Genomic DNA, 17,720 nt, shown 5'->3' with positions numbered 1-17,720 from the left:
AGTATGCACATGACCGAGCAGTCAAGGGCCGCGATGCTGGAACTGGTGCTGGCGCAAGCCGCAGCCGTGCTGCGCGCCGCCGATCCGGACGCCTACGGGGACGGGGCCATCCATGTGGCGGCCGACCACCCGTTCCTGGCGGGAGGCCTGGACTCACTGGGCCTGGTCCAGCTGCACCGCCGGCTCACCGCCGAGCTGGGGGTGGAGCTGCCCGTCACCGTCGGCTTCGACCACCCCACGCCGGTGGCCCTGGCGAACCACCTGGTGGACGTGGTGCACGGCACCGCCGGGGCGGGAGCCCCCGACGAGTCGGCGGCGGCCACCGCGCCCGCCGCCCCGTCGGCGTTCGGCGAGCCGATCGCGATCGTCGGCATCGGCTGCCGCTACCCCGGTGGCGTCACCTCGCCCGACGACCTGTGGCGCATCGTGGCCGACGACACCCACGTGCTCACCGACTTCCCCGCCGACCGCGGCTGGGACCTCGACCGCATCTACAACCCGGACCCCTCCGCCACCGGCTCCAGCTACGTACGGCACGGCGGATTCCTGCCGGACGCCGCGGACTTCGACGCCGACTTCTTCCAGATCAACCCCAAAGAGGCGTTGGCGATGGACCCCCAGCAGCGGCTGCTGCTGGAGACCGCCTGGGAGGCGCTGGAGCACGCCGGCATCGACCCGGACCGGCTGCGCGGCACACCCTCGGGTGTGTTCATCGGTGTGGAGCCGCACGAGTACGGGCCCCGCACCCACGAGGCCCCCGAAGGTCTCGACGGCTACGTACTCGGCGGCAACCTGCCCAGCGTCGTGTCCGGACGCGTCGCCTACACCCTCGGCCTCGAAGGCCCCACCCTCACCGTCGACACCGCCTGCTCCGGCTCGCTGACGGCCCTTCACCTGGCCGTGCGCTCGCTCCAGGGCGGGGAGTGCGGGCTGGCGCTGGCCGGTGGCGTCACCGTCATCTCCAGCCCCGGCACGTTCACCACCTTCAGCCGGCAGCGCGGACTGGCCCCCGACGGACGGATCAAGGCGTTCGCCAACGCGGCGGACGGCACCTCCTTCGCCGAGGGCGCGGGCGTGTTCGTCCTCGCCAGGCTCTCCGACGCGCTGCGCGACGGACACCCCGTGCTCGCCGTCATCCGGGGCAGCGCCATCAACCAGGACGGCGCGAGCAACGGCCTCTCCGCGCCCAACGGACTCGCCCAGCAGCGGGTCATCCGCCAGGCGCTCGCCGACGCGCGTCTGACGCCCGACGAGATCGACGCCGTCGAGGCCCACGGCACCGGCACCATGCTCGGCGACCCCATCGAAGGCCAGGCACTGGTAGCCGCCTACGGACGCGGACGCTCCGCCGACAACCCCCTGTGGCTGGGATCGGTGAAGTCCAACATCGGACACACCGGCGCCGCCGCCGGCGCGGCCGGGATCATCAAGATGGTCCAGGCGATGCGTCACCGCACCCTGCCCCGCACCCTGCACGTGGACGAGCCGACCCCGCACGTCGACTGGTCCGACGGCACCGTCCGGCTCCTCACCGAGCCCGTCCCGTGGGAGACCACCGACGCGCCGCAGCGCGCGGGAATCTCCTCCTTCGGCGCGAGCGGCACCAACGCCCACGTCATCATCGAGGCCCCGCCCGCCGTCACCGAGACCGGCGAGGCCGCCGAACAGCCCCCGGCCGGCCGGCCGGTGCCGTTCACGCTGTCGGCCCGGGGCCAGGACGCCCTGCGCGGCCAGGCCGAACGGCTCCTGGCGACGCTCGACGAAGCGTCACCGCTGGACATCGCGTACTCCGTCGCCACCACCCGCGCCGCGCTGCGCGACCGCGCCACCGTCGTCGCCGCCGACCGCGACGAACTGCGCCGCGCCCTCACCGCCCTCGCCACGGGCGAGACCGCGCCCGGACTGCTCACCGGCACCACGCTGGCCACCGGCCGTACCGCCTTCCTCTTCACCGGCCAGGGCAGCCAGCGTCCCGGCATGGGCCGCGAACTGGTGCGTGCCTTCCCGGTGTTCGCGCGGGCGCTCCAGGACGCCGCCGACCACCTCGACCTCCACCTCGACGAGCCCCTGGGCGAGGTGCTGTTCGCCGAGCCCGGTTCGCCGGGCGCCGAACTGCTCCAGCAGACCCGCTACGCGCAGGCCGCGCTCTTCGCGGTCGAGACCGCCCTGTTCCGGCTGCTGGAGTCGTGGGGCGTCACGCCCGCCCTCCTCACCGGACACTCCATCGGTGAGATCGCCGCCGCCCACGCCGCCGGTGTCATGTCGCTGGCCGACGCGGCCCTGCTGGTCGGCACGCGCGGCACGCTGATGCAGGAACTGCCCAACGGCGGCGCGATGGTCGCCGTCCAGGCGTCGGAGGCGGAGGTCGCCCCGTACCTCACCGACAAGGTGGGCATCGGAGCCGTCAACGGCCCGGCCGCGGTCGTGCTCTCCGGTGAGACCGACGCCGTCCTCGCCGTCGCCGCCCGCTTCGCCGAGGAAGGACGCAAGACGCGCCGGCTGCGTGTCTCGCACGCGTTCCACTCGCCGCTCATGGAGCCGATGCTCGACGACTTCCGCCGGGTCGCCGAGACCCTGACCTATCTGCCGCCGCGCATCCCCGTCGTGTCCAACCTGACGGGCGAGCCCGTCACCGAGTTCGACGCCGACCACTGGGTGCGGCACGTACGCGAGCCGGTGCGGTTCGCCGACCAGATGAGCCACCTGGAGTCCCAGGGCGTCACCACCTACCTGGAACTGGGCCCCGACGCCGTCCTGTCGGCCATGGGCCGTGAGTGCCTCGCCGACGGCGGCGCCGACGCCGCGTTCGCCGCGCTGCTGCGCGACGGGCACGACGAGGAGCGCCAGACCGTCACCGCGCTCGGTCTGGCACACGCCCACGGCGTCGCCGTGGACTGGGACCGCTTCTTCGACGGCCGCGGCGCCCGCCGCACCGCGCTGCCCACCTACTCCTTCCAGCGCAAGCGCTACTGGCTGGACGGCGGAAGCAGCCGGCCGGGCACGATCGGGCACCCGCTGCTGGACACCGCCGTCCACCTCGCCGGCGCCGACGGACTGATCCTCACCGGCCGGATGTCCACCCGGTCCCAGCCGTGGCTGGCCGACCACGTCATCGCGGGCGTCGTCCTCGTACCCGGTACCGGTCTCGTCGAACTGGCCGTCCGCGCCGGGGACGAGGCGGGCTGCGCCGCGGTCGAGGAACTCACCCTGGAGACACCGCTGACGGTCACCACCGCCGCCGGTGTGGAGGTCCAGGTCGTCGTCGGCGCGCTCGACACCTCGGGCCGCCGCTCGGTCGAGATCTACTCCCGCCCCGCGGGCAGCGAGGAGAACTGGACCCGTCACGCCAGCGGCATCCTGACCGAGCACGGCCAGGGCGCCACGGCCGACCCGGCCGTCTTCACCCAGTGGCCGCCGGCCGACGCGGAGCCGGTCGACATCGAGGACCTCTACGAGCGCCACGCGGCCGGCGGATACGGCTACGGGCCCTCGTTCCGGCGCGTACAGGCCGCCTGGCGTCGGGGGAGCGAGGTGTTCGCCGAGGTCTCCCTCGACGAGGCGGGCGCCGACCGTTTCGGACTGCACCCGGCGCTCCTCGACGCCTCGCTGCACGCCGCCGAAGGGCCGGAGGACGACGGCCAGGTGCGGCTCCCGTTCGCCTGGCTCGGCGTCGAACTGCACGCCTCCGGCGCCACGGCCGTCCGTGTCCATCTGGTCCAGACGGGACCGGACGAGGTCACGGTCGAGCTGGCGGACGCGGGCGGGGCGCCCGTCGCCACCGTACGGTCCCTCGTCCAGCGGCCCGTGCCGATGGACGGCGTACGGACCTCCGGCGGCGCGGGAGGCGGCTCGCTGCTGCGCGTCGAATGGACCGGGATCCGGACCCCGGCGGAGCCGGACACCGCCGCCGGTGAGTTCCAACTGGCGTACGTCCCCGCGGCCTTCCCCGGCGCGCCCGCCGACGCGGCGCGCGAGGCGACCCTGCACGCCCTGACGCTGATCCAGGACGCGCTGCGCGACGACACCCGGCTGGCGATCGTCACCCGGGGCGCCCCGTACGACCTCGCCCTCGCGCCCCTGTGGGCGATGGTGCGCTCCGCCCAGGCCGAGAACCCCGGGCGTTTCGTCCTTGTCGGCACGGACCGCGACGTCCCCGAGGACGAGCTGCGAGCCGCCCTGGCCACCGGAGAGCCGCAACTCGCCCTGCGTGACGGCGAGCTGCTCGTACCGCGGCTCGCCCGCACCCCCGTACCCGAGGACCCGCGCCCCGTCGCGTGGCACCCCGACGGCACCGTGCTGATCACCGGCGGCACCGGAGGTCTCGGCGGAGTCGTCGCCCGCCACCTCGTCCAGCAGCACGGAATCAAGCACCTCCTGCTCACCGGACGACGCGGCCCCGACAGTCCCGGATCCGCCGAACTCGTCGCCGAACTGGCCGAGTTGGGCGCCACAGCGACAGTGGCCGCCTGCGACGTCGCCGACCGCGACGCCGTGGCCGCGCTGCTGGAGACGATCCCCGGCGAACACCCGCTGACGGGTGTCGTCCACAGCGCCGGGGTCGTGAACGACGGCCTGGCCGGATCGCTCACCCCCGAGCAGGTCGGCGCCGTCTTCCACGGCAAGGCCGACGGCGCCTGGCACCTGCACGAGCTGACCCGGGACCTCCCGCTCGCCGCGTTCGTGCTCTTCTCCTCCGCGGCCGGCACCCTGGAGTCCGCCGGGCAGGGCAACTACGCGGCCGCCAACGCCTTCCTGGACGCCCTCGCGGAGCACCGCGCCGCCGAGGGCCTCCCCGCGACCGCCCTCGCCTGGAACCTGTGGGCGGGCGACGCCGGAATGGGCGCGCGCCTCGACGAGGTGACGCTGCGCCGCGCCGAGCGATCCGGGCTTCCCGCCCTGAACTCCGAGGAGAACCTCGCCCTCCTCGACCAGGCGCTGCTCACCGGCGCGCCCGCACTTGTCCCGCTGCGCCTCGACGCACCCGCGCTGCGGGCCCGTACCGAGGGCATCCCGCCGATGCTGCGCGGCCTGGTCCGCGCGCCCGCCCGGCGGAACACCGCCGCGGCGGCGGCCGCGAACGGTCCCGGCGGAGCGCTGGCCGACCGCCTCGCCGGGAAGCCGGACGCCGAACGCGAGCGGATCGTCCTCGATCTGGTCCGGACGCAGATCGCCGCCGTCCTCGGCCACGACAGCGGCACCGCGATCGACCCCCGCCGCGCCTTCACCGAGCTGGGCTTCGACTCGCTGGCCGCCATCGAGCTGCGTAACGCGCTCGGTTCGGCCACCGGGCTGCGGCTCACCTCCACGCTGATCTTCGACCACCCGACCCCGCGCGCCCTGGTCGACCATGTGCTGGAAACCGTGCGCGGCGCGGCGCCCGTCGTCGCCGCGCCGCGGGCCACCGTACGGGCCGCGACGGACGAGCCCATCGCCATCGTGGCCATGGGCTGCCGCTACCCGGGCGGCGTGACCTCCCCCGAGGAGCTGTGGCGGCTGGTCGCCGAAGGCACCGACGCCATTACGCCGTTCCCCGAGGACCGGGACTGGCACACCGAGGACATCTACGACCCCGAGCCCGGCAAGCACGGCACGACGTACACCCGGGAGGGCGGCTTCCTCCACGACGCCGCCGACTTCGATCCCGCCTTCTTCGGTATCAGCCCGAAGGAGGCCCAGGCCATGGACCCCCAGCACCGCCTGCTCCTGGAGGTCGCCTGGGAGGCCCTGGAGCGGGGCGGTATCGACCCGCTCTCACTGAAGGGCACCGCCGCCGGCGTCTTCGCCGGGGTCATGAACCACGACTGGTCCAACCGCCCCGGCACCGTCCCCGAGGACCTGGCCGGCTTCACCGACGGCGGCGGACTGGGCAGTATCGCCTCCGGCCGAATCTCCTACACCCTCGGTCTCACCGGCCCCGCGGTCACCATCGACACCGCCTGCTCCTCCTCCCTGGTGGCCATGCACTGGGCCATGCAGTCGCTGCGGCAGGGCGAGTGCTCGCTCGCCCTGGCCGGTGGTGTCACCGTGATGGCCACCCCCGAGACATTCGTCGGGATGAGCCTGCAGAGCGGCCTGGCCGCCGACGGCCGCTGCAAGGCGTACGGCGCGTCCGCCGACGGCACCGGCTGGGGCGAGGGCGCGGGACTGCTGCTGCTCGAACGCCTCTCGGACGCGCGCCGCGCCGGACACCCGGTGCTCGCGGTGATCCGCGGCTCGGCCGTCAACCAGGACGGCGCGTCCAACGGTCTGTCGGCGCCCAACGGCCCCGCCCAGCAGCGGGTCATCCGGCAGGCCGTGGCCTCCGCCGGACTCACCCTCGCCGACATCGACGCGGTCGAGGGCCACGGCACCGGCACCACCCTCGGCGACCCGATCGAGGCCCAGGCGCTGATGGCGACCTACGGCCAGGAACGCCGGAACGGTGACCCGCTGTGGCTCGGCTCGGTCAAGTCCAACCTCGGACACACCCAGGCCGCCGCCGGTGTCGCCGGCGTCATCAAGATGGTCATGGCCATACGCAACGGCGTACTGCCCGCCACCCTGCACGCCGAGACGCCCTCCCCGCACATCGACTGGACCGAGGGCGCCGTCGAACTGCTCGGCGAGCGCAGGGAGTGGCCGGCCGACGGCCGCCCGCGCCGCGCCGCGGTGTCCTCGTTCGGCGTCAGCGGCACCAACGCGCACGTGATCGTCGAGCAGGCACCGGCACCCGCACCCGTGGAACCGCGCGGCGAGCGCCCCGCCATCCTGCCGCTGACCGTGTCCGGTTCGTCGCCCGAGGCGCTGCGCGACCAGGCGGCGAGGATCGCGGCTCATCTGCGCGACCACGACGACGTGGACGAACTCGACGTCGCCGCCACGCTCGTGCGCGGTCGCGCCGCCCTGGAACACCGCGCCGTGATCGTGGACGCCGACCGTGACGGCCTGCTCGCCGGGCTCGACGCGCTGGCCGCCGGGAACTCGCACCCCTCCCTCGTCCAGGGCGTACGGCGCGGCGACTCGCGCGCCGTACTGGTCTTCCCCGGGCAGGGCTCGCAGTGGCAGGGCATGGGCGTCGAACTGCTGGAGCACTCACCGGCGTTCGCGACCCGCCTCGGCGAATGCGCCAAGGCCCTGGAGCCGTACGTCGACTGGAACCTGCTCGACGTGCTGCACGGCGCCCCCGGCGCACCGGTCCTGGACGCCGTCGATGTCGTACAGCCCACGCTGTGGGCGCTGATGGTGTCGCTGGCCGAGGCCTGGCGCGCCGCCGGCGTCGAACCGGCCGCCGTGGTCGGCCACTCGCAGGGCGAGATCGCCGCCGCCTGCGTGGCGGGCGCGCTGTCGCTGGAGGACGGCGCCCGCGTCGTCGCCCTGCGCAGCCAGGTCATCCGCCAGGACCTCGCGGGCCGCGGCGGCATGATGTCGGTCGCGCTGTCCTCCGACAACGCCGCCAAGTACCTCGCCGAATGGGACGGCCGCCTCCAACTGGCCGTCGTCAACGGCCCCGGCTCCGTCGTCGTGTGCGGCAGCCCGGAAGCCCTCGACGAACTGCGCGCCAGGCTGGACACCGACGGTGTCCAGGCCCGCCGTATCCCCGTGGACTACGCCTCGCACTCGGTCTTCGTGGAGGAGATCCGCGACCGGCTGCTCACCGAACTCACCGGACTGACGCCGCGTACCTCCTCCGTCCCGTTCTACTCCACCGTCACCGCCGGACCGCTGGACACCGAGAGCCTCGGCGCCGAGTACTGGTACGAGAACCTGCGCAGGACCGTCCGGTTCGAGGAGACCACCCGGGCGCTGCTGGCCGACGGCTTCGAGATCTTCGTCGAGGCCAGCCCGCACCCGGGTCTGCTCACCGGACTCGACGAGACCGCCGAGTCCGCCGGGGTCGCCGCCACGCTCGTGGGCACACTGCGCCGCGACTCCGGCAGCCCGCGCGAGTTCCTCACCTCGCTGGCCGAGGCGTACGTGCGGGGCGCGGCCGTCGACTGGGAGAGCCAGTTCGCCGGGACCGGCGCCCGGCGCGTCGACCTGCCCACCTACCCCTTCCAGCGCAAGCGCTACTGGCTCCACATGACCGAGCAGCCCGGCGACGCGCTGGGCGTCGGCCAGCAGCCCGCCGACCACCCGCTGCTCGGCGCGGCGGTACCGCTCGCCGGGGCCGGGGGAGTGCTGCTCACCGGACGCCTGTCGCTCTCCGCGCAGCCGTGGCTCGCGGACCATGTCGTCGGCGGCACCATGCTGTTCCCCGGATCGGGCTTCGTGGAACTGGCCGTCCGGGCCGGGGACGAGGTCGGCCGGGGACGCGTGGACGAGCTGACCCTGGAGGCACCTCTCGTCGTGCCCGAACGCGGCGGCGTGGCCATCCAGGTCACCGTCGACGCCGACCTGCGCACCGTGTCCATCCACTCGCGGCCCGACAACGCCCCCGCCGACACCGTCTGGACCCGGCACGCCCAGGGCACCCTCGCCGACGCCGGTCCCGAACCGGCCCACGAGCCGGCCTCCTGGCCGCCGCCGGGCGCCGAACCGCTCGACCTCACCGGCTTCTACGAGCCCATCTCCGAGGACGGCCTCGTCTACGGCGAGGTGTTCCAGGGCATGCGCGCCGCCTGGCGCTCCGGTGACGAGGTGTTCGCGGACATCGCGCTGCCCGAGCGGGCCGCCGCCGAGGCCCAGCGGTTCGGGCTCCACCCGGCCGTACTCGACGCCGCCCTGCACGCCACCGCGCTGCTGGCCACCGATGCCGAACGGGTCACGCTGCCGTTCGCCTGGACCCGGGTCGACCTGCACGCGTCCGGAGCCGCCGCGCTCAGACTGCGGATGACCCGCCTGGGCGAGGACGAGGTCGCACTGCGCCTCACCGACACCGCCGGCCGCCCCGTCGCGTCCGTCGAGTCGCTCGTCCTGCGGCCGGTGGCCGCGGGCGGGCCGGCCCAGGCAGGCGCGTACGACGACTCACTGTTCGAGCTCGTGTGGGCACCCGCCGCGCCGGGCGGCTCCGCCCCCCGTACGGTCGTGCACCGCGTCGCGGGCGGCAACACCGCCGAGGCGGCCCACACCGAGACCGCCGCGACGCTCGGTGTCCTCCGGTCCTGGCTGGAGGACGGCGCCGAGGACGCCGTACTGGCCGTCGTCACCCGGGGCGCCGTCCAGGTCGCCGACGAGGACGTCACCGACCTCGCCGGAGCGGCCGTCTGGGGCCTCGTCCGCAGCGCCCAGACGGAGAACCCCGGCCGCGTCGTCCTGATCGACCTGGACCCCGGCGCCGAGGACACCGCCATCGATCTCGGCCCGTCGGTCGCCACCGGCGAAGCCCAGCTCGCCATCCGGCACGATGCCGTGCTCCGCCCCCGCCTCGCCCGGGTCACCGGCGACCGGGGCACCGCAGCCACCGTCTTCGGCGACCGGCCGGGCACCGTACTGATCACCGGCGGCACCGGCACCCTGGGCAGCCTCGTCGCCCGGCACCTGGTCACCGCCCACGGCGTCACCGACCTGCTGCTCACCAGCCGGCGCGGCCCCGACGCACCCGGCGCCGCCGCACTCTCCGGCGAACTCACCGGACTCGGCGCGCGCGTCGAGGTGGTCGCCTGCGACACCGCCGACCGGGACGCGCTGGCCGCCGTACTGACCGACCGCACCATCGCCGGAGTCGTCCACACCGCGGGCGTCCTCGACGACGGGATCATCTCCTCGCTGACACCGGAGAAGATGGCCGCGGTGATGCGCCCCAAGGTCGACGCGGCGCTGAACCTGCATGAACTCACCGCGGACCAGGACCTCTCGGCCTTCGTACTCTTCTCGTCCGCCGCCGGCGTGACCGGAGGCGCGGGCCAGGGCAACTACGCCGCCGCCAACACCTTCCTCGACGGCCTCGCCGCGCACCGGCGCGCGAACGGGCTGCCCGCACAGTCGCTCGCCTGGGGACTGTGGGAGGAGGCCAGCGGTATGACCGGCGAACTGGCCGAGGCCGACGTGGCCGTCATGCAGAACGACGGCGTCCTGCCCATCGCCTCCCAGGAGGGACTGGCGATGCTGGACGCGGCGGGAGCGCTCGACCGGGCGTTCCTGGCACCTGTCCGGCTCGACCTGAGCGGGCAGAGCCGCGCCGACGTGCCGTATCTGATGCGCGACCTGGTACGCGGCCCGGCCCGCCGTGTCGTCGACGTCGCCGCGCCGGCCGCCGAACCCGCCGAGAGCCTGCGCGACCGGCTGGCCCGGCTCACGCCGACCCGCCGCGAACAGGCGCTGCTCGACGTGGTGCGCGCCCAGGCCGCCGCCACCCTCGGCTTCGCCGACGCCGACGAGGTCGACGCCGAACGGTCGTTCCGCGACATGGGCTTCGACTCCCTCGCCGCCGTGAAGTTCCGCAACGGCCTCGGTGAGGCCGTCGGGGAGCGCCTGCCCGCGACGATCGTCTTCGACCACCCGACGGCGCTCGTCCTCACCAGGCATCTGCTCGAGGAAATGGCGATCAACGAACCGGAACCCGAGCCGGAGCCGGCCGAGGACACCGAGGACCGCACCGCCGCGATCCAGAGCATGGACCTGGCCGAACTTCTCCGCACCGCGCGACGATCAGGAGACCCCACATGACCCAGCTGCTCGACGACACCGACCGGAGCGTATTCGCCACCGACGAGGAACTCCTGCACCGTGTGCTGACCCCCTACCGGGCCAAGCGGTGCGAGTACCTCACCTCGGCCACGGTCACCTCCGAAGGCGACCCCCGCGACGGCGGACGACTCTCCGCCGCGTGCACCTTCGAGATCCCCGAGTCCTGCTACATCGACGACACCGGGCACTTCAACTCGGTCGAGTTCAACATCTGCTTCAACCAGATGGCCTACTACCTGATGGCCAAGTCGGTGAAGGAATCGCTGGTCGAGCCCTTCTCCCGGTGGACGCTTGACCAGTTCTGGACCCGGCAGCTCGCCGACGTCTTCATCACCGACTTCAAGAGCACCTTCCGCAAGGCCATGCGCGGCCGCCGCTTCAAGGGCGAGATCGAGATTGTCGACATCGCCGAGTGGGACGCCAACGACCTGCGCGAAGCCCTGGTGATCCTGCGGACCCGGTGCCACTACGCCGACGAGCACGGTGGCGAGAGCCACGGCGAGGTCACCGCCGCCGTCACCAACCCGCCCGTGATCTGACCCCCGTCCGGACTTCGCGAAGGAAGCGACAATGAGCAAAGCAGAACGGCCCGGGCTTCCTGACGGAGTCCGTGAGGTCGACATCGAGCACCTCTACAGCCGCTTCGCCGACCGCGGGCTCCAGTACGGGCCCGCGTTCCGGGGCCTGCGGTCGGTGTGGTCGCACGGCGAGGAGGTCTACGCCGACTCCGCGCTCGACAGCACGGCCGGCGGCGACGACTACCTCCTCCACCCGGCGCTCCTCGACACCGCGCTGCAAGCGGCGCTGGTGCCTGACCTCGAACGCGACGACAGGACGTTCCTGCCCTTCGCGCTGCGGGGGATACGCGTCCACCGGACGGGCGTCCGCGCCGTCCGTATCCACACCGTCCCCGGCGACGGAGGCGTCTCCCTGGCGCTCACCGGCGACGACGGCGAACCGGTCGCCACGGTCGGCACCCTCGTCAGGCGAGCCGTCACGGCCGATCAGCTCGATGCCGCCGCGCAGCGCACCCAACTGCTGCGCGTCGCCTGGAAGTCCGTCGTCCAGCAGAGCGACCACGCCGACCAGCTGCACTGGGGATTCCTCGGCACCGACCGCATCGGACTCACCGGCGCGCTCAAGGCCACCCGCCGCTCGTTCGACTCCTACCCCTCACTGAGCGAGCTCGACTCCGTGCTGCGCGAGGGCACCTCCGTGCCGGACGTGGTCGTCGTCTCCTGCACGGACGAGGACTCGCCCGTGCGCTCGGCCGCGCAGCGCGCCCTGATGCTCGTACAGGAGTGGCTGGCCGACGACCGCCTGGCCAAGTCCCGTCTCGTCCTCGTCAGCAGCGGAGCCGTCGCGGCCCGCGCCGAGGAGGACCTCTCCGACGTGTCGGGCGCCGCCGTCTGGGGTCTGCTCCGCAGCGCCCAGTCCGAGCACCCCGGCCGCTTCGTGCTGGTCGACGTCGACGACCCCGGCAACTCCGGCCGCGCCCTCGTCGCCGCCGTGGCCTCCGACGAGCCGCAGCTCGCCGTACGCCAGGGCTCGCTGCTCCGGCCGCGCCTCGTACGGTGCCCGCCCCCGCAGGGGCGCAAGAGCCTCACCGGCACCGTGGTGATCACCGGCGGCACCGGAGCGCTCGGCCGCCTGTTCGCCCGGCACCTGGTCACCCGGCACGACGTCAAACACCTCGTCCTGCTCAGCCGGCGCGGTCCCGACGCGCCCGGCGCCGCCGAACTGGTCGCCGAACTCGACGAGTTGGGCGCCCGCGCCGACGTGATCGCCTGCGACGCCGCCGACCGGCCCTCCCTGGAGCGCGCGCTGGCCGGCATCCCCGCGCCGTCCGCCGTCATCCACACCGCGGGTGTGCTGGCCGACGCCGCGGTCGGCACCCTCACCCCGCGCGGACTCGACAAGGTCCTGCGCCCCAAGGTCGACGCCGCGCTCCACCTGCACGAGCTGATCCGGGACCCGGACTGCGTGTTCGTGATGTTCTCCTCCGTGGCGGGGCTGGCCGGCAACGCCGGACAGGCCAACTACGCCGCCGCCAACGCCGTACTCGACGCGCTCGCGCACCACCGCCGCACCCACGGCCTCCAGGGCATGTCCCTCGCCTGGGGTCTGTGGGAGAGCGAGGGCGGCATGGGCTCCGACCTGTCGGCCGCCGACCGCAACCGTATGAAGCGCTCCGGCTTCGCCCCCCTCGGGTACGACCAGGGCCTGGCCCTCTTCGACGTGGCGCTCTCCGGCGACGACGCGGTCCTCTCGCCCGTCCGCCTCAACGAGGCGGGCCTCACCGGCGACATCCCGGCCGTCCTGGAAGAGCTGGCGCCCGCCCGCACCGGCAAGCACGGCGTGACCGACACACTGGTCAGCCGTCTCGCCGACCTGCCGGACGACGAACGCGACGCCGCGGCGGTGGAGTTCGTCCGCGCCGTGGCCGCCACCGTCCTCGGCTACGACAGCGCCGACGACATCGACCCGGACCGGGAGTTCGGCGAGATCGGCCTGGACTCCATCGGCAACCTCGAACTCAGCCGCCATCTGGCGGCCGCCACTGGGCTGCGCCTGCCCGCGACCCTCGTCTTCGACCATCCGACACCCGCAGGTCTCGCCTCCCATCTGCGTCAACTCCTCCAGGAGAGCAATTCATGAAAACTGTTGTCGTCGGCGGTGGCGTCATCGGCCTGGCCACCGCATGGCGGGCCGCGCGTGAAGGCGTCTCCGTCACGGTGATCGACCCGGCCCCCGGCAGCAAGGCGTCCCACGCCTCCGCCGGCATGCTCCCCGGTCACAGCGGACAGCTCTACGAACAGGAGGAGCTGCTGCGCCTCTGCCTGGCCTCCCGCGACCTCTACCCGTCCTTCATCGCCGAGCTGGAGGAGTTCGCTCCCGCCGGCTTCCGCCGGGACGGCGTACTGGACGTGGCGTTCGACGAGGACGCCCTGCGCGACCTCGACCAGCAGTTCGCCTTCCAGGAGTCGCTCGGTATCCACGCCGAACGCCTCAGCCCCGAGGAGTGCGCCAAGCTCCAGCCGGCCTTCGGGCCCGTGCTCGCCGGCGTGCTGATGCCGGACGACGGCGCCGTCGACCCGCGCATCCTCCAGCCCGCGCTGATCACGGCCATCGAAGCCCTGGGCGGCACCGTCATCCGCAGGGGTGCCACCCGCGTCGAGGACCACACCGTCGTCCTCGACAACGGCGACAAGGTCCCCTTCGACCGCGTCGTGCTGGCCGCCGGCTGCTGGACGCACCAGATCGAGGGCCTGCCCGAGGGCGCGATCCCGGAGATCCGTCCCGTCAAGGGCCAGATCCTCCGTCTGCACTCCGAGACGCCGCTGCTCAACCTGACGTCGCGTGCCCTCTCCACGGGCGGCGCGTCCCTGTACCTGGTGCCCCGCCTGGACGGTGAGCTCGTCGTCGGCTCCACCTACGAGGAGACCGGTTACGACGAGACGGTCACGGCCGAAGGCACCCAGAGCCTGCTGACCCGGGTGGCCAAGTTCATCCCCGGCGTCGGCTCCCTGCGCTTCGCGGAGATCGGCGCCGGGCTCCGCCCCGCCTCGCCCGACGGGCTCCCGGTCATCGGCCCGACCGCGGTACCGGACGTGTACATGGCCTCCGGCCACTTCCGGATGGGCGTCCAGCTCACTCCCATCACGGCCTCGATCATGGCCTCGTACCTGACGGACACCACCCCGCACGACTCGGCGCCGCCGTTCACCCCGCTCCGCTTCTCCTGACGGACCCCTCCGACGTCCTCCCTCCCCGCAAGCCGCGACGCGGCGATCGTGCGGGGAGGGAGGACGTTTCCGTGCGCGCGTGACTCGCCCGGGCGCGGGAGCCCGTCGAACACACAGGCAGCACAGAGACCGACAGCCGCCCACGCGCCCTCTCGGGCATCGTGGACGGCTGCCGGTGTCGTTCTTCCGGACTCCGGACCCCGGGGGTCAGTGGACCGCCGTGAGGGCGCTCAGGGTGCCCGTCGCGTTGTCGGTCCAGGAGTGGTCCTCCTCCGAGCGTGACCTGATGGTGAGCGAGCGGCCCGCCGACGGGTCGTCGGGCCCCACGATCACCTGGAGAAGAGCGGCGGACTGCGACCCGAAGGTGACGGGCGCGTTCAGGACGAGCTCCGCGATCTCGTCGAGACCCACCGTCTGCGCGGCGTGCAGCGCCAGCTCGACGAAGGCCGTGCCCGGGAGGATCACCGTCCCCATGACGGTGTGGTCCGCCAGCCACGCGTGGCCGGCCAGCGTGACCCGGCCCGTGAACAGCCGTGTACCGTCCGGGAGTTCGGTGGCCGTGGCCAGCAGCGGATGCGAGGCCGGCTCCAGGCCGAGACCCGCTGCCGAACCGGTCGGGTCGGGCACCTCCAGCCAGTGGCGGCGGCGCTGGAAGGCGTACGTCGGAAGGCTGACGGTCCGCGCCCCGCGTGCCGCGAGGAACCCGGCCCAGTCGACGGCGGCTCCGCACACATGGGCCTGGACCAGGCCGCCCAGGAGTGTGGCCGGCTCGGGAAGGTTCGGACGCAGCAGCGGTACGGCGGTGGCGTTGGGCAGCGCGGAGCGGGTGAGCGCGGTGAGTACGCCGTCGGGACCGATCTCCAGGAAGGTGGTGACGCCCTGCTCCTGGAGCTGGTTGAGCCCGTCCAGGAAGCGGGTGGTGTTGCGGATGTGATCGGTCCAGTAGGCCGCGCCGATGATCTCGGAGCCGGCCGGACGGCCGGTGACGGTCGAGACGAGGGGGATCCGGGGCGCGTGGTAGGCCAGCGTCCCGGCGATGTCGTGGAAGTCCCCGAGTATCGGGTCCATGTGCGGGGAGTGGAAGGCGTGGCTCACCGTCAGCCGGCGGGTGCGCCGCCCCTGGGCGGTGAACTCCAGCCCGATGTTGTTGACGTCCTCCTCGTCGCCGGAGACGACGACGGAACGGGCGCCGTTGACGGCGGCGATACCCACACGCTCGGTGAGATGCGGGATCACCTCCTCCTCGGTCGCCTCGACGGCGAGCATGGCGCCGCCGCCGGGCAGGGCCTGCATCAGCGAGCCGCGGGCGGCGACCAGCCGGCAGGCGTCGTCCAGCGAGAGGATCCCCGCCGTGTGGGCCGCGGCGATCTCGCCGATCGAGTGACCGATGAGATGCGTGGGCGTGACGCCGAAGTCGGCGGCCAGGAGCCGGGTGAGGGCCGTCTGGAAGGCGAAGAGGGCGGGCTGGGTGTAGCGGGTCTGGTTGAGGAGCGTGGGGTCGTCCGCGAAGACGACTTCCCTGACCGGGACTTCGGCCTTCAGATGCCGGTCCAGGTTGGCGCACACCTCGTCGAACGCCTCCCGGAAGACCGGGTACGCGTCGTAGAGCCCCCGGCCCATGCCCGGGTGCTGGGCACCCTGGCCGGTGAAGAGGAAGGCGACCTTCTTCGAGCGGGAGTGCCCCTGGAGGGAGGCGGCACCGGAGTCCTGGGCGAGCGTGCGCAGACTCTCGACCAGTTCGTCACGGGTCTTGCCGACCACCGCCGCCTGGTGCTCGAAGGCGGTCCGGGTGGCGACCAGGGAGTACGCGATGTCGGCGGGCCGGAGATCCGGGTGCTCGGTCACGTGGTCGACCAGGCGCTGCGCCTGCTCCCGGAGGCCCTGCTCGGTCTTGGCGGACAGGAGCCAGGGGACCGTGGTGGTCTCCGGCGTCGTGCCCGGCGCCGGATCGGCCGGAGTGGGGGCTTCCTCAAGGATCAGATGGGCGTTGGTGCCGCTGATGCCGAAGGAGGAGACGGCGGAGCGGCGCGGGTGGTCGGTCTCCGGCCAGGCGCGCGCCTCGGTGAGGAGCCGTACGTTGCCGGTGGTCCAGTCGGTCTGGGGGCTGGGCTCGTCGACGTGGAGCGTCCTGGGCAGGGTGCCGTGCCGCATGGCCTGGATCATCTTGATGACTCCGCCGATACCGGCGGCGGCCTGGGCGTGACCGATGTTCGACTTCAACGACCCCAGCCACAGCGGCTGGTCCGCCCCATGACTCTGGCCGTACGTCGCGAGGAGCGCCTGGGCCTCGATCGGGTCGCCGAGGGGCGTTCCCGTGCCATGTCCTTCGACCGCGTCGACCTGGTCGGCAGTGAGCCCCGCGACAGCCAGGGCGGCCTGGATGACCCGCTGCTGAGCCGGCCCGTTGGGCGCGCTCAACTGGCTGCTCTTGCCGTCCTGGTTGACCGCCGAGCCGCGGATGACGGCAAGCACCCGGTGTCCGTTGGCCTCGGCGTCCGACAGCCGCTCCAGCAGTACGACACCCACGCCCTCGGCCCAGATCGTGCCGTCGGCGGCGCCCGCGAACGACTTGCACCGGCCGTCGGGCGCCAGACCGCGCTGTCGGCTGAACTCCACGAACATTCCCGGTGTCGGCATCACCGCGGCGCCACCGGCCAGAGCCATGGTGGACTCACCGCTCCGCAGTGACTGGCAGGCCAGGTGCAGGGCCACCAGCGAGGAGGAGCAGGCGGTGTCGACGGTGACCGCCGGACCCTCCAGCCCTAGCGTGTACGCGATCCGCCCGGAGGCCACGCTGAGGGTGGTGCCGGTGAGCAGGTGCCCCTCGACATCCTCGGGGCCCTGGTGGATCAGCGACGCGTACTCGTGCCCGGAGACGCCGCTGAATACCCCGGTACGGCTGCCACGCAGCTCGGCCGGCGCCAGCCCGGCGCTCTCCAGGCTCTCCCACGTCACCTCCAGCAGCAGTCGCTGCTGGGGGTCGAGGGCGAGCGCCTCGCGGGGGCTGATGCCGAAGAACTCGGAGTCGAAACGGTCGGCGTCGTAGATGAAGCCGCCCTCACGGGCGTACGTCTTCCCTGACGCGTTGGGATCGGCGTCGTACAGCTCCTCCAGGTCCCAGCCCCGGTTGTCCGGGAACGGGCCGACCGCGTCGCGGCCCTCCGCGACGAGCTCCCACAGCTCCTCGGGCGTGCCGGCCCCGCCGGGGAACCGGCAGGCCATGCCCACGACCGCGATGGGCTCACTGTCCCGCGACTCCACCTCGGCCAGCCGCCGGCGGGTCCGCTGGAGGTCGGCGGTCACCCGCTTCAGGTAGTCCCGCAGTTTGTCCTCGTTCATGATGCGACGCCGCTCCTTTGCCGAGTCGTG

At 73.2% G+C, this 17,720-nt stretch carries 5 protein-coding genes; 4 read left to right on the top strand and 1 reads right to left on the bottom strand.

Annotated elements, in window-relative coordinates:
* Positions 1-45 precede the first annotated feature (45 nt).
* The 4 genes from IEY79_RS22905 to thiO are packed head-to-tail and all read left to right on the top strand — an operon-like array spanning position 46 to position 14,351.
* Entirely contained in the window at positions 46-10,584 is a 10,539-nt protein-coding gene (locus IEY79_RS22905; RefSeq protein ID WP_444544904.1) for an SDR family NAD(P)-dependent oxidoreductase, read from the top strand.
* Positions 10,581-11,144, top strand: coding sequence for an FcoT family thioesterase (locus IEY79_RS22900; RefSeq protein WP_189109439.1), 564 nt, complete (start codon positions 10,581-10,583; stop codon positions 11,142-11,144). Before IEY79_RS22905 ends, IEY79_RS22900 begins: the two co-directional genes overlap by 4 nt.
* A 31-nt stretch (positions 11,145-11,175) precedes the next feature.
* Positions 11,176-13,263, top strand: a complete 2,088-nt coding sequence (locus tag IEY79_RS22895) for a type I polyketide synthase (RefSeq protein WP_189109438.1) — start codon at positions 11,176-11,178, stop codon at positions 13,261-13,263.
* Positions 13,260-14,351, top strand: coding sequence for a glycine oxidase ThiO (gene thiO, locus IEY79_RS22890; protein ID WP_189109437.1), 1,092 nt, complete (start codon positions 13,260-13,262; stop codon positions 14,349-14,351). Before IEY79_RS22895 ends, thiO begins: the two co-directional genes overlap by 4 nt.
* Positions 14,352-14,558: 207 nt before the next feature.
* On the opposite strand, the gene IEY79_RS22885 is transcribed toward thiO, so the two are convergent.
* Positions 14,559-17,693 carry a type I polyketide synthase gene (locus tag IEY79_RS22885; RefSeq protein WP_373292599.1) on the bottom strand — a complete coding sequence of 1,045 codons (3,135 nt, stop codon included), beginning with the start codon at positions 17,691-17,693 and terminating at the stop codon, positions 14,559-14,561.
* Between the last annotated feature and the right edge of the window lie 27 nt (positions 17,694-17,720).

The sequence above is a fragment of the Streptomyces camponoticapitis genome, assembly GCF_014646115.1.
GTDB lineage: Bacteria > Actinomycetota > Actinomycetes > Streptomycetales > Streptomycetaceae > Streptomyces > Streptomyces camponoticapitis.
The sequence above is the reverse complement of the archived record's forward strand: the minus strand, read 5'-3'. Positions and strand labels throughout refer to the sequence as shown.